This window comes from Nonomuraea sp. NPDC050790 (assembly GCF_044456745.1).
GTDB lineage: Bacteria > Actinomycetota > Actinomycetes > Streptosporangiales > Streptosporangiaceae > Nonomuraea.
The window spans coordinates 114,408-127,657 of the sequence record NZ_JBITGF010000009.1; the positions used below are offsets into that span (position 1 = coordinate 114,408).

Here is a 13,250-nt window from a genome sequence, read left to right on the forward strand (position 1 = left end):
AATGGGGCCGGACTCCGGGGGCGTTCGGCCGTTTGGTGGGGCGGGTCTGGGGTTCGGCTGGTTACTTGGTGGGTTCCAGGACGTCCAGGCCCAGGTAGGGGCGGAGGGCCTGGGGGACCACCACGGAGCCGTCGGCCTGCTGGTGGTTCTCCAGGATGGCGACGATCCAGCGGGTCGTGGCCAGCGTGCCGTTGAGGGTCGCCACGTGCTGCGGCTTGCCGTCCTTGTCGCGGAAGCGGACCGCCAACCGGCGCGACTGGAAGTCGGTGCAGTTGGAGGTCGAGGTCAGCTCGCGGTAGCGGCCCTGGGTCGGGATCCACGCCTCGCAGTCGAACTTGCGCGCCGCCGACATGCCGAGGTCGCCCGCAGCGGTGTCGATGATCCGGTACGGCACCTCGATCTTGGCCAGCATCTCCTTCTCCCAGGCCAGGAGGCGCTGGTGCTCGGCGGCGGCGTCCTCCGGGCGGACATAGGTGAACATCTCCACCTTGTCGAACTGGTGGACGCGGATGATGCCCCGGGTGTCCTTGCCGTAGGAGCCGGCCTCGCGCCGGAAGCAGGACGACCAGCCCGCGTAACGCAGCGGAAGTTCGGCGCCGTCGAGGATCTCGTTGGCGTGGTATCCGGCGAGCGAGACCTCGGAGGTGCCGACGAGGTAGAGGTCGTCCTCGGGCAGGCGGTAGATCTCCTTGTCGTGGGCGACGTGGAACCCGGTGCCCGCCATCGTCTCCGGACGCACCAGCACCGGCGTGATCATCGGGATGAACCCGGCCTCGATCGCGTGCTGCATGCCCATGTTGAGCAGGGCCAGTTGCAGGCGGGCGCCCACGCCCTTCAGGAAGAAGAACCGCGAGCCCGACACCTTGGCGCCGCGCTCCATGTCGATGGCGTCGAGCGCCTCGCCGAGCTCCAGGTGGTCCTTGGGCTCGAAGTCGAAGACCCGGGGCTCACCGACGGTCTCCAGTACGACGTAGTCGTCCTCACCACCGTGCGGAGCCGCCTCCTCGACGATGTTGGGCACCGCCTGGGCCATCTCGTCGAGCTCGGCGCCCAGTTGCTCGGCCTCCACCTCGGCGGCCTTGACCTGCGCGGCGAGCTCCTTGGCACGCGACAGCAGCGCCTGCTTCTCCTCGCCCTGCGCCTTGGACACGGACTTGCCCATGGACTTCTGCTCGGCGCGCATGGTCTCGAACGAGGTCAGCGCAGATCGCCGACGCTCGTCGAGGGCGAGCAGCTTGTCGACGACCGAGTCGTCCTCACCCCGCGCACGCTGCGACGCTCGCAGCCGCTCAGGGTCCTCCCGAAGTGTCCGCAGGTCAATCACAGGCCAAGCGTACTCGCTCCCCCCACGACCCCAGGACCCATTTACCACCACCCAACGGCCCCACCAACAACCCACCCAACCCACCGCCAACCAACCCGGCCAGCCGCCGGCCCACCCATCCGGCCGACCCACTGGCCAGGCATTGGCCACCCATCCGGACGACGTGGGCCGTGACGGCGGGGACCACGTCCGACGTGAGAAGCGATCCCCACGATCGGCGGAAACCCGCGACGGCGGGTGGCGTGGGGGTGGCGGAGCCGTAACGGATGGAGGGGTTAGGAAAACGGATCGAGGGGTCAGGAAAGACCGGAACGAACCTGAGACAGCCAGTGGGCGGCCTCGGTGAAGGCGCCGTCGGTGGTGGCGGGTTTGATCTGGGGTGCGACGCCGTCCGCGCGCGGGTAGCTGCCGAGGAAGCGGACCTCGCCGCAGATCCGGTGCAGGCCCGAGATCGCCTCGCCGACCCGCGAGTCCGCCACGTGCCCCTCGAAGTCGAAGTGGAAGAAGTAGCGGCCGATCCCGTCGCCGGTGGGCCGCGACTCGATCCTGGTCAGGTTGACCCCGCGCACCGAGAACTCCGTCAGCATCTCCAGCAGCGCGCCCGGGTGGTCGTCGGCCAGGAAGACCACGAGCGTGGTGCGGTCGGAGCCGGTGGGGTCCGGCAGCGTGCCCGGCCGGGCGACGCGGACGAACCTGGTCACCGTGTCGGTGCGGTCGCCGATGTCGGCGGCGATCTCGACCAGGCCGTAGTGCTCTCCGGCGATGGGCGCGGCGATCGCCGCGTCGTACGGCGAGCCCGGCAACGACACCTCCTGGGCCGCCGCCGCCGTGGAAGGGGCGGAGACCACGACGGCGTCGGGCAGTTCGCGGTTGATGTAGCCGCGGCACTGCGTGATGGCGGCCGGGTGGGTGTAGACGCGCTTGATGTGCACCAGCTCGGTGTCGGGCCGGGCCAGCAGCGAGAAGCGCACCGGCAGCAGCAGCTCGGCGGTGATCAGCAGCGGCTCGCCCCACGCGAACTCGTCGAGGGTGGTGGTGATGCCGCCCTCCAGCGAGTTCTCCAGCGGGACGACCGCGCCGTCGGCCTCACCGGTCCGTACGGCGTTGAGCGCGGCACCGACGGTGGCGCAGGGCATGCGGTCGGCGTCGGGCTCCATGAGCCGCAGGGCTTCCTCGGTGAAGGTGCCCTCAGGTCCGAGATAGGCGATTCTGGGCATGACACCAGAGTAACCAGCTCAGCGGCGTGCCACCTGTGGTTCTATCTCGGGGCCGAGTCCGAGTCTGGCCGCGCGCACCGCCTCCTCCTCTTCGGGGGCCAGCGGCGTCTGGCCCTTTCCGCCCACGACCGGCCGCACGTAGGTGCGGGTCTCGGAGCGGCCGTTGATCGAGGTGAGGACGATGCCGTCGCCCAACCCGTTGATCATCGCGATCGAGAACGACAGCCTCCCGGTCATCTCCTCCAGGGCGTCGTAGCGGTAGACCGCGACGTCGCGGATGGCCTTGAGGTCGCCGCCCATGGTGCTGACGGTGGACTGCCTGGCCAGCATCTGCTGGCAGTCCTGCACGGCCAGCCTGGCCTGCTTGAGCGCGACGTAGCCGATGACGACGCCGCTGACGCCCGTGAGGACGCCGATCATGACCCATACGGTAACGAGCACAACACATAGGGTAATCAGTCGGTCAAGATCCCGCGGCGTTTGGGCAACCAGGCGGCCAGGAGCCAGACGAGCGCGATCGCGCCGAGCCCATAGGCGTTCTGCACGATCTTGCCCAGGACGGGACTGACGACGGGGATCTCCAGCGCCTTGAGCGAGACGCCCCACCAGGGGATCGGGACGACGTAGTACAGCCAGACCCCGGCCGCGACCCACAGCCGGACCCGGTCGCGCCCGTCGCCGACGATCGCGCCGAGTACGACGACGACCCAGGCCAGGTGGTGGATCCAGGCGACGGGCGACAGCAGCACCGCCATCAGGCCGGTGAGCGCGGCGGCGGTGACGAACTCCATCTCCTGGTACGCCCGGTAGGCCGCGCGGAAGCCGTACCAGCCGATGAAGGCCACGAGCGCCAGCCAGATCGCGGACGTCAGCAGGTCGGGCAGGTACAGCCGGATCAGCATCCCGCGCACCGACTGGTTGGTGGTGGCGGCGTTGGAGCCCAGGCGTTCGGGATCGAGCAGCGCCGAGAACCAGAACCCGGCGGCGTCCGAGGGGATGACGGCGAAGGGCAGCAGCGTGAGCAGCGCGGTCACGAAGCAGGCCATCCAGAACGTCCGCCACTGCCGCGTGACCAGCAGGTAGATGAGGAAGACGCCGGGCGTGAGCTTGACCGCGGTGGCCAGGCCGATGAGGAAGCCGCGCGGCCACTTCGGCCGCACCGCCAGCAGGTCGGCCACGCACAGGGCGACGAGCAGGATGTCAACCTGCCCGAAGCGCACCTGGTCGCGGATGGGCATCAAGTAGGTGCAGCAGACCATGGCCAGCGCGAACAGCAGCGGCTTCCTGTCCACCTGAGCCTGCTTGAAGCTGAACCAGACCGCGACGGCCAGGGCCGCGAAGACGCCGACCGTCCAGACCCACTGGGCGGTGGTCCACGACATCATCGCCAGCGGCACGGCCAGCAGCGCCGCGATCGGCGGGTAGGTGAACGGCAGCAGTTGCGGCGCGGGGGTGAAGAACTCGTAGACCGGCCGTCCCTCCCTGATCATCTCGCCGCCGGTGCGGTAGACGTCGAGGTCGACCAGCCGCTGGTCGTCGGGGTTGGTCAGCCACTGCTCCACCAGCGGCCACGCCGCCAGCGCCACGACCACCGCCGCCAGCGCCCACGCCCACCACTGCCGCTTGCCACCTGTCACGGTCTGGCACGTTACCGTGGCTCCAGTCGATCGAGGACGCACACTGCGGGGGTTGCGCTCATGGCACGTCGGTTCCTGGCCGCTCTGGTGCTGGGCGCCGTCCTGGCGGGCGTCCTCGGCTCCGGTACGGCTGCCGCCGCCCCACGCGGCCGGGTCGTGCTGGTCGGCGTGCCCGGTCTGGAATGGGGTGACCTCGACCCCTCGCGCACCCCCAACCTGTGGAAGCTGGTCGCCGCGGGCGGCTCGGCCTCGATGTCGACGCGTGCGGTGCCGCCGCCGGAGCGGGGCGTGACCTGCCCGGTGGCGGGCTGGCTGACGGTCGGGGCCGGGCAGCGTTCCGGCACCGCGGGCAAGGGCTGCGCCCCGGCGCCTCGGCCGGAGCAGGACGGCGCGGGCGCCCGGGTTCCCGGGTGGGAGTCGCTGGCCGCCTACCAGTCCGGCACCGGTTACGGCGCGGTCCTCGGGACGCTGGGCCAGCTCGTGGCCGACTCGGGCGGCGCCGTGGGGGCCGTGGGTCCTGGGGCGGCGCTGGCCGCCGCCGACAAGAGCGGCCGGATCCCGAAATATGCGGACAACGTGGAGGGGCTCGGCGAGCTGACCGGCTACTCCCTGATCGTCTTCGAGGCCGACGCGCTCGCCGCCGCCTGGGCCCGCATGCCCCAGGACGAGTACGGCGTGCCCGCCGGCCTGCCGGCCGCGGCCCGCGCCACCGCGGCGGCCGAGGCGGACCGGCGGGTGGGCACGTTGCTGGCCCGGGTGCCCCAGGGGAGCACGGTCCTGGTCGGCGGCGTCTCCGACACCTCGCCGGCCGCCCATCTGCACGTGGCCATGGCCACCGGGCCCTCTCCCGGCGGCCCGCCGTACCGTCGAGGCTTCCTCACCGCGGCCTCGACGCGGCAGGACGCGCTCGTCACCATCACCGACCTGACCGCCACCGCGATCGGCGCGCTCGGACTGGAGGCGCCGCGCGCGGTCGTCGGCCGGGCCTGGAACGACGGCGGCGCCGCGCCGGAGACCACCGAGGAGACCGTCGCCCAGCTCGCCGACGCCGACCTCGCCAGCCAGGTGCTGCGGGAGGTACGCGGGCCGTTCTTCGCGGTGTTCGTCGTGGTCCAGTTGCTGTTCTACCTGTTCGCCGCCCTCGCGCTGCGCCGTCGCCGCGCGCGGGGCGAGGCGCCGCAGGACGAGGGCGGGGCGGCGGCGTCGCGGCTGCTCGTGGTCGTCCAGGTCGTGTCGGTGCTGGCCGGTTCGATCGCGGTGTCGACGTTCCTGGCTCAGCTCGTGCCCTGGTGGAGCCTGCCCGCGCCGATGCTCGCGCTGATCGTCACGATCGTGGCGGCGGCCGGGCTGATCACCGGGCTGGCCTTCGCGGGGCCGTGGCGGGCGGCGGTGCTCGGCCCGCTCACCGTGGTGGCGGGCGTGACCTCGCTGGCCCTGCTCGTTGACGTGATGACCGGCTCCAGGCTGCAGGTCAACGCCGTCAGCGGGTACGAGCCGGTCACCGGCGGCCGCTTCTACGGGTTCAGCAACATCGCCTTCGCCATCCAGTCCACCGGCACGATCCTGGCGCTGTCGGGCGTCGCCTGGCTGCTCAGGGCGCGTACCTGGCTGGCTCTGGGGGTGTGCGCGGCGTATGGGATGTTCGCGGTGTTCGCCGATGGATGGCCGGGGTGGGGGGCGGACTTCGGCGGCGTTCCGGCGTTCGTGATCGGGCTGGCGGTGTTCCTGATCCTGCTGTCCGGGCGCCGGGTCTCGGTGGGCAAGCTGCTGGTCGTGGGCGTGGCGGGCGCGCTGCTGATCGGTTCGATCATGGTCTTCGACTTCATGCGGCCGGTGGCGCAGCGCACTCACCTGGGGAACTTCGTCCAGCAGATCCTCGACGGGCAGGCGTGGACGGTGATCGCCAGGAAGTTCGGCGCGATGGTCGGCGTGACCGTCGGCAACTGGTCGCTGACGCTGCTGTCGCTGGTGGCGCTGGCCTTCCTGTTCCTGGTGCTCAACCGGCCCTCCCGCTGGGGCGCCTCCGCGCTCGGTCAGGCCTACCGGCTGGCGCCGCCGTTGCGGGCGGGCCTGTTCGGCGCGCTGACCTGCGCCTTCGTCGGCTTCCTGATCAACGACTCGGGCATCGCGATCCCGGCCATGGCGCTCACCGTGGCGGTGCCGCTGTCCGTGGCCGCGTCCGTGCGCGCGCTGCAGTTGTCCACGCCCATCCCGCCAGAGCCAGCGTCAGCGCCAGCAGCGCCCACGGCGCCACCTGCTGCCTGACGACGGTCCGCAGCCACTCCAGGTCGGCGGGCTGCATCTCGATCCTGGCCGGCAGGTACGCCAGCGACAGGATCACCAGATGCCCCGCCAGCAACCGGTCCGCCAGCGAGGCCCCCGCCATCGCTACCATCGCGAAGGCCAGCCCGTCATACCAGGGCAGGATGTACGGCGTGGCGAACACGTAGGCCACCGACAGCACCGCCGCCACGGCCGGCGCGTCCCGCCCCGGCAACGCCCGGAACAGCGCCCACGCCAGCAGCCCCAGCACGAGCAGCGACGCCACCTGGATCTCCCCCCGGTACGCGCTGCCCTCCCCCACCACGGCCTGCAACATCGCTTGGAACGGCTTCCAGTAGGAGGCGTGCGAGATCGCCTTGCTGGTCCTGGTCACCGGTTCCAGCGCGGCGAGCCCGGCCAGCGCGTACCCGGCCACGACCACGGCCAGCGCCACCCCCGCCATCAGCGCCAGCCGTAGCGGCCGCCGCCGCAGCTCCCAGGCGGGGCCGAGCGCCACGATCCCGGCGTTGAGCTTGACCGCCACCCCGAGCCCCATCAACAGCCCGGACCCCGCGGGCCGCGCCCTGGCCAGCAGGGCCGCGACCACGCAGGCGATGGCCAGCGTGTCCACGTGCATCCCGGCGACGAGCTGGTAGAGCAGCAGCGGGTTGGCCGTCCACAGCAGCGCGGCGCGGAGCCTGCGGCCGGGGTCGTCGCGAGTGAAGCGGTCGAGCAGCAGCCCGGTGACGATGAACGCGGCGGCGTTGACCAGCGCGAGCACCAGCACGGTCAGCCACAGCGAGCCGCCACCCACCCATCCGGCCAGCGCCTGGACGGCGGTCGCGACCGGCCCGTAGACGCTGGCCTCCTCGCGCCACGGCTCCTCCACGGCCGCGGCGATCGGGTCGCCGGGCAGGTCGGCGGCGCCGTGGGTGTAGGGGTCGACGCCGAGCGCCACCATGCGGCCGTAGGCGGCGTAGTTGAGGTGGTCGGCCGAGCCCGAGGGCGGGAGGAAGGCCAGGACGGCGGCAGCCGTACAGCCGAGGACGACCAGGAGCCTGGCGGGCAGGCGCGAGCCGTACGCGAGGCCGCCGAGCAGGCCGAGACCGCCCAGCACGATCGCCGCGGCGGCCAGCCCGACCACGAGGTGGGGGCCGGGGTGCAGGCCGAGCGAGGGCCCGCCCAGGTCGGGGACGACCGCCGACGGCCCGAGCAGCCCGATGACGATCGTGAGCAGGACGCTCGCCGCGGTGCACAAGGACGCGCTCAAGGCCCTGATCTCGGAGGTCACCCGCAAATTCCAGCACACCTGACGAAAGTCGGGGGACACGGCTGCCGATCGGGCAATCCGCGAGGGTGGTCCGGATTCCTACCTTTTCCTCATGCGAACCACGATGGTGATCACGGCGCTGACCGGCGCTTTCCTCCTTTCCGCCGCGGGTACGGCCGCCGCCGACGACAACACCGGCTTCGACTCCTATGTACGCGCCTACGTCGAGCGGACCGGGTTGCCCGGGGCCATGGTCGCCGTCACCAAGGGCGACAAGGTCGTCCTGACCGCGGGCTACGGCCACACTGCCGACGGCGCGGCGATCACGAAGGACACCCCGATGCCGCTGGCCTCGGTCTCCAAGTCGTTCACCGCCCTCGCGGTCACCAAGCTGGCCGAGGAGGGGAAGGTGGAGCTCGACGCCCCGGTCAGGCGGTACCTGCCGGAGTTCACCATGGCCGACCCGCGCGCGGCGAAGATCACCGTCAGGCAGTTGCTCAACCAGACCTCCGGCATGTCCGACCGCAGCTTCCCCGAGCTGACGCTCGACGCCCCCGCGACGCTGAAGGACTCGGTGGCCATGCTGCGCACCGCCGGGCTGGACTCGGCGCCCGGCGCCAGGTACCACTACCACAACCCCAACTACTCGCTCCTGGCCCGCCTGGTCGAGGTCGTGGTGAAACGCCCGTTCGCCGAGCACATGGCCGCCGGCGTCTTCCGCCCGCTCGGCATGAACGCCACGAAGACGGTCGACACCACCCGCGAACTGCCCGGCGCCGCCAAGGGCTACGTCCGCGCCTACGGCCAGGTCGTGCCGCGCACGCACCCCACCTGGTTCATCAACGGCAGCTACGGCATGGTCTCCACCGCCGCCGACATGAGCAGGTGGCTCATCGCCCAGAACGGCGACCAGGCCGCGATCAAGGCCACCCACCAGCCCTCCGGCGTCGGCGGGAGCGCGTACGCGATGGGCTGGGCCGGCACCGAAACCCCCGGCGGCAGGCCCATGCTCAAGCACACCGGCTGGCTGCTCACCCACAACTCCGCGCAGGTCCTGCTGCCCGGCAGCGGCTACGGCATCGCCGTGGTCACCAACACCGGCATGGTCTCGGGAGACGACGCCTCGATCATCGCCGACGGCCTGGTCGACCTCGCCGAAGGCCGCCCCGACCAGGGGCTCGCCCCCTTCACCGCCACGGCCGACCCGATCCTGGCCGGGATGACCCTGCTCACGCTGGCACTCGGCGTCCTGGGCGGCTACCGGGCCCGCACCTGGGCGCGCCGCCGTTCGGGGCGCGCGACCTGGCGTCTTGCGGTACGGCTGGCGCCGTACGCGCTGCCGGTGGCCCTGTTCGCCGGTCTGGCCGAGCTCTTCGGCCTGCTGATGAACCGCTCCGGCACCCTCGCCCAGATCTCCTACGCCTGGCCCGCCCTGTTCGTCTGGTCGGCCACGGCCGCGGTGACCGCCCTGGTGGTGGCCGGTCTCCGCGTCTTCCACACCGTCCGCGCCCGACGCCGCACGGCTCCCTTCACCGGCTAGTCGCGTGGGATGGCCTCGATGCGGGCCATGTGCTCCTCACCCCAGTCCCCCAGCGGGATGAGCGCGGCGAGGAGCGAGGAGCCGAAGTCGGTCAGCGAGTACACGACCTTGGGCGGGATCTGGTGATGGTCTTCACGCAGCACCAGTCCCGCCTTCTCCATCTCCCGCAGTTGCAGGGCGAGGATGCGCTCGCTGATGCCGGGCGCCTCCCGCCGCACCTCGCCGAACCTGCGCGGGCCGTCGTACAGGGCCCACAGGATCAGCACCTTCCACTTGCCGCCCATCACGTCCATGGCGGCGTCGAGACCGCAGGTGTAGCGCGTCTTCTTCACGAACAAAATAGTAGGTACTTGATGAAATGTGCGCTAGGCGAGAAGCATGGCTGCCATGAGTACTCCAGTGACGATCATCGGCCTGGGCGCCATCGGCACCGCTCTGGCCAGGGCATTCGTGAACGCCGGGCATCCCACGACCGTATGGAACCGCTCCGCGGACAGACCGACGCCCGAGGGCGCGGAGCGGGCGGCGGGTGTCGCGGCGGCCGTCGCGGCGAGTGAGCTGGTCATCGGGGCTCTGACCACCTTTGACGCCACGCGGGAGGCGTTGGAACCCGTGGCGGGGAAGGTGCGCGCCCTGGTGACCCTGAACTCCGGCACTCCGGCCGGCGCGCGGGAGACCTCGGTCTGGGCGGCCGGGCACGGCGTGGACTTCCTCGCGGGCGCGATCAAGAACGTGCCCTCCGCGGTCGGGTTGCCGGACACCCTGCTCTACTACAGCGGCGACCGGGCCCTCTTCGACCGGCACGTGCCCACGTTGCGGGTCCTGGGCGGTGACACCGTGTTCCTGGGTGAGGAGCCGGATCTGGCCGGGCTTTACGAGATGGCCGTGGGCGGCACGCTGCTGCCCACCGTCGTCGCCTTCCTTCAGGGAGCGGCGCTGGTCACCTCGCGCGGGCTGCCGGCGAGCTCCCTGGTGCGGTACGAGGCGAAGTGGCTGGAGATGATCATCCAGTTGCTGCCCGACCTGGCCGAGGCCGTGGACAGCGGCGACTACGCCGATCCGGAGTCGGCGCTCGGGCTGTTCCACGAGGCCATTCCGTACGACCACGAGATGGGGCGGGAGGGCGACCTGGACGTCACCTGGCACGAGCCGCTGCACGACCTGCTCAGGCGGGCCGTGGCGGAGGGACGCGCCGACCAGAGCATCGCGTCTCTGGTCGAGCTTCTCCGCAAGCGGCCGTAACGGCGCACGCCGGGCAGCCGAAACCGCCGGTCAGCGTCCGCAACACGTGCGATTGAGGACCGGAACCGGGGTAACGGGCGTGCTGCTTGCCGTTCAGCCTGCTTGGTTCGACCTGCTTGGTTCAGCCTGCCGTGGTGCCGCCGGCGTTCAGCCGGAGGGGCGTCTGGTGCGGGCGCCGCGGACCGCCGGCTCGCGGAGCGCCAGGGCCAGGGCCACGTCCCGCAGTTGCTTGGCACGGTGCAACTGGGCACGCCAGTCGTTGCCCGTGGCCCGGTGGGCCATCTCGACCTCGACCTCGGCCACCCGGTAGCCCTTGCGCACCAGGTCGATCGTCAGCCCCGTCTCCACGCCGAACCCGTGGGCCAGCGGCCTGGCCGCCTCGAACGCCGCCCTGGTCAGGCAGCGCTGGCCGTTGAGCGGCTGCGTCGCCTCGAACCCGCCGGTGGCCCGCCGGATGCCGTCCCTGGCCAGGCGGACGACGATGCCGTGGCCGCCGAGCCGTACCCGGGTGGCGAAGACCGCGATGGACATGTCCGCCTTGCCGGCGCGTACCGGCTCGATCAGGGCGGCAGCCGTACGCGCGGACTCGCCGAGATCGGCGTCCAGGAACAGCAGGTGCCGCGGCGTGTCGCCGTCGAGCAGGCGAACCGCCTCCGAGCCCGTCTCCATGGCGGCGGCCTTGCCCCGGTTACGGCTGTGCCGCACCACCCTGGCCCCCGCCGCCCGCGCCACCCGGCCCGTCTGGTCGAGCGAGCCGTCGTCCACGACCACGACGAGATCGACCCCGGGCAGTTCCAGAGCCGCCCGTACGGTCGCGCCGATGCGGTCGGCCTCGTTCTTGGCCGGGATGACGACCGCGGTGTCCGGCGTCATGACCCCTCGGAGATCAGAAACTCCTCGGGCACCTCATCGTGCACGGTGAACACCGAGTCGAGTCCGGTGACCTGCAGAATCTTGCGCACCGCGGGGCGCGGGGCGGCCACGTCGAGCTCACCCCCCTGCTCCTTCATGCGTTTGAGTGCCGAAAGCAGCACGTTCATCCCCGTGGAGTCGCAGAACTCCACCAGGGACATGTCGATGACCACGCGATTGGGCCCGTCCTGGAGCAGGCGAGTGAACTCCTGCTGCAGGCGGGGCGCCGTATAGAGGTCGATTTCACCGGCGATCGCAACGAGTGCATGGCCGGCATGTGATCGAGTCGAGACCTTGAGCTCCACATGGGCAGGCTAGCGGGGTCGAGGCGTCTGGTCACGTTCTCACGCCGATAGTGGAACGCCGGGTTTTTGTCCCGCGTTTGGGCCTCATCAAAACGGAGAGTACGCGAAGCTTGACACTGTGACACCGGCACGTGCCGGAAAGGGGGGTTGCCCGGGCCCTCCTGGTCAGGAACAACGCATCACGGAAGCCAGGGGCCCGAGCGTACACATGACGACAGAGCATTCCGAAGATCTCCAGCGCCAGCGCCTGCGCGAGCAGTTGGAGGCCATCCTCACCCGTACCGAGAAGGCCACCTCGTGGCACGACGAAGCAGGCCGCCTGCGGGGGCTGCTCAACAGCGAGGGCTACGTCCCCGTCCGCACCAGGCTGGCCGGCGAGGACCTCGACTTCCTCGGCGACGCCAAGGACACCGTGCTGGCCTTCGCCGAACTCGGCCTGCGCCTGCTCGACCTGCACCAGCCTCGTGACGCCGGGGGGATCACGAGCGACACGGCCCACCCGATCCTGCGCTGCAGAAGCTGCATGTGGCGCTGGCCCTGCCCGACCTTCCGCGCGATGTCCGAATCCTTCGGCACCCCCCGGATCCCCTCCCCCGCCTGAGATCACTCCGGTGGCCGGTCGGCCGTCCCCCGTCTCCCAACTGCTCGACCAGCCAACACGCAACCAATGGTTGCGGATTCGGTCGAGCTGGGGTAGCTTGATATGCAACCAAAGGTTGCGAATGGACGAGGGGTGGAGAGCATGGAGTACGGGAGTATCGAGCGGGAGATCCAGGTGGAGGCCGCGCCGGAAGTGGTCTACGAGGTCGTCAGCCGTCCCGAGCACATCTCGCAGTGGTGGAGCGACGACGCCTCCATCGAGCCCGTGCCCGGCGCCGTCGGGGAGCTCGTGTGGGGGGATCGGGCGGAGGTCGTGCCGTTCGCGGTGGTCGACGCGGTGCCGCCCCGGCTGTTCTCGTTCCGGTGGTGCCATCCGGGCGGCACGATCGACGACTCCGCCGCCTCCCTGCTGGTCACCTTCGAGCTCACCCCGTCAGACGGGGGCACGCGGATCCGGCTCACCGAGACCGGGTTCCGGGAGATGGGCTGGGAGGCGGCCAAGCTCGAGGAGTGCTACCGCGACCACAGCATCGGCTGGGACACCTTCGTGCCGCGGCTCGGGGAGTACATCACGAAGCTGGTGTCGGCGCGGTGAGTGCCGCCGTCGACGACGACCTGTGGTCCGCGGTCGGCGACCCGACCCGTCGGCGGATCCTCGACCTGCTCCTGACGTACGGCGACGGCACCGCCACCAGCCTCAGCGAACGGCTGCCGGTCACCCGGCAGGCCATCGCCAAACACCTCGGCGTGCTCGACCGCGCCGGTCTGGTGCACGCGGCGCCGTACGGACGGGAGAGGCGGTACCAGGTGGACGAGGCGCAACTCGCGCGCGCGGTCGCCCAGTTGTCCGCGGTGGGCGCGGCGTGGGACGCCAGGCTGCGGCGCATCAAGCGGATCGCCGAGGCGATCCAGCGTGGCAAAGAAGATCAGTGAAAGGAGCT

General features: G+C 71.1%; 14 protein-coding genes. 6 read left to right on the forward strand and 8 right to left on the reverse strand.

Annotation, left to right across the window (positions count from 1 at the left end):
- Positions 1 to 61: 61 nt before the first annotated feature.
- The 4 genes from serS to ACIBEJ_RS39230 form a co-directional block, all read right to left on the reverse strand.
- Positions 62 to 1,324 (reverse strand): serine--tRNA ligase, encoded by a 1,263-nt coding sequence (gene serS / locus ACIBEJ_RS39215; RefSeq protein ID WP_397188020.1) that lies wholly within the window; start codon positions 1,322 to 1,324, stop codon positions 62 to 64.
- A gap of 296 nt (positions 1,325 to 1,620) precedes the next feature.
- Positions 1,621 to 2,541, reverse strand: a complete 921-nt coding sequence (gene pheA / locus ACIBEJ_RS39220) for a prephenate dehydratase (RefSeq protein WP_397188021.1) — start codon at positions 2,539 to 2,541, stop codon at positions 1,621 to 1,623.
- Positions 2,542 to 2,559: 18 nt separating this feature from the next.
- Positions 2,560 to 2,961, reverse strand: a complete 402-nt coding sequence (locus ACIBEJ_RS39225; RefSeq protein WP_397188022.1) for a DUF4446 family protein — start codon at positions 2,959 to 2,961, stop codon at positions 2,560 to 2,562.
- Between the two features lie 35 nt (positions 2,962 to 2,996).
- Positions 2,997 to 4,178 carry a glycosyltransferase family 87 protein gene (locus ACIBEJ_RS39230; protein WP_397188023.1) on the reverse strand — a complete coding sequence of 394 codons (1,182 nt, stop codon included), beginning with the start codon at positions 4,176 to 4,178 and terminating at the stop codon, positions 2,997 to 2,999.
- A 60-nt stretch (positions 4,179 to 4,238) separates the two neighbouring features.
- Between ACIBEJ_RS39230 and ACIBEJ_RS39235 the strand changes: the two genes are divergently transcribed.
- The gene (locus ACIBEJ_RS39235; RefSeq protein ID WP_397188024.1) at positions 4,239 to 6,443 is read left to right on the forward strand and encodes a hypothetical protein; all 2,205 of its coding nucleotides are present in this window, start codon (positions 4,239 to 4,241) and stop codon (positions 6,441 to 6,443) included.
- Here the strand turns inward: ACIBEJ_RS39235 and mptB are convergent.
- Positions 6,325 to 7,731, reverse strand: coding sequence for a polyprenol phosphomannose-dependent alpha 1,6 mannosyltransferase MptB (gene mptB, locus ACIBEJ_RS39240; protein ID WP_397188025.1), 1,407 nt, complete (start codon positions 7,729 to 7,731; stop codon positions 6,325 to 6,327). The genes ACIBEJ_RS39235 and mptB overlap by 119 nt on opposite strands.
- A 91-nt stretch (positions 7,732 to 7,822) precedes the next feature.
- On the opposite strand from mptB, the gene ACIBEJ_RS39245 reads away from it, so the two are divergent.
- On the forward strand, positions 7,823 to 9,250 hold the full coding sequence (locus ACIBEJ_RS39245; protein ID WP_397188026.1) for a serine hydrolase domain-containing protein: 1,428 nt from the start codon (positions 7,823 to 7,825) through the stop codon (positions 9,248 to 9,250).
- On the opposite strand, the gene ACIBEJ_RS39250 is transcribed toward ACIBEJ_RS39245, so the two are convergent.
- Complete coding sequence (locus ACIBEJ_RS39250; RefSeq protein WP_397188027.1) at positions 9,247 to 9,582, reverse strand: winged helix-turn-helix transcriptional regulator; 336 nt, start codon at positions 9,580 to 9,582, stop codon at positions 9,247 to 9,249. The two genes, ACIBEJ_RS39245 and ACIBEJ_RS39250, sit on opposite strands and share 4 nt — an antisense overlap.
- A gap of 55 nt (positions 9,583 to 9,637) precedes the next feature.
- Between ACIBEJ_RS39250 and ACIBEJ_RS39255 the strand changes: the two genes are divergently transcribed.
- Positions 9,638 to 10,492: an NAD(P)-binding domain-containing protein gene (locus tag ACIBEJ_RS39255; protein ID WP_397188028.1), complete on the forward strand. Its 855-nt coding sequence runs from the start codon at positions 9,638 to 9,640 to the stop codon at positions 10,490 to 10,492.
- A 147-nt stretch (positions 10,493 to 10,639) separates the two neighbouring features.
- Here the strand turns inward: ACIBEJ_RS39255 and ACIBEJ_RS39260 are convergent, their stop codons facing one another.
- Positions 10,640 to 11,365, reverse strand: a complete 726-nt coding sequence (locus ACIBEJ_RS39260) for a glycosyltransferase family 2 protein (RefSeq protein ID WP_397188029.1) — start codon at positions 11,363 to 11,365, stop codon at positions 10,640 to 10,642.
- Positions 11,362 to 11,709, reverse strand: a complete 348-nt coding sequence (locus ACIBEJ_RS39265; RefSeq protein WP_184959005.1) for an STAS domain-containing protein — start codon at positions 11,707 to 11,709, stop codon at positions 11,362 to 11,364. The genes ACIBEJ_RS39260 and ACIBEJ_RS39265 overlap by 4 nt, the downstream gene beginning before the upstream one ends.
- Before the next feature lie 208 nt (positions 11,710 to 11,917).
- Here ACIBEJ_RS39265 and ACIBEJ_RS39270 point away from each other — a divergent pair, with 208 nt between their 5' ends.
- The 3 genes from ACIBEJ_RS39270 to ACIBEJ_RS39280 all read left to right on the forward strand — a co-directional run bounded on the left by ACIBEJ_RS39270 (position 11,918) and on the right by ACIBEJ_RS39280 (position 13,242).
- Positions 11,918 to 12,310, forward strand: coding sequence for a hypothetical protein (locus ACIBEJ_RS39270; protein ID WP_397188030.1), 393 nt, complete (start codon positions 11,918 to 11,920; stop codon positions 12,308 to 12,310).
- 141 nt (positions 12,311 to 12,451) lie between these two features.
- Entirely contained in the window at positions 12,452 to 12,904 is a 453-nt protein-coding gene (locus ACIBEJ_RS39275; RefSeq protein WP_397188031.1) for an SRPBCC domain-containing protein, read from the forward strand.
- The gene (locus ACIBEJ_RS39280) at positions 12,901 to 13,242 is read left to right on the forward strand and encodes an ArsR/SmtB family transcription factor (protein WP_397188032.1); all 342 of its coding nucleotides are present in this window, start codon (positions 12,901 to 12,903) and stop codon (positions 13,240 to 13,242) included. Before ACIBEJ_RS39275 ends, ACIBEJ_RS39280 begins: the two co-directional genes overlap by 4 nt.
- The last annotated feature ends 8 nt before the right edge of the window (positions 13,243 to 13,250 follow it).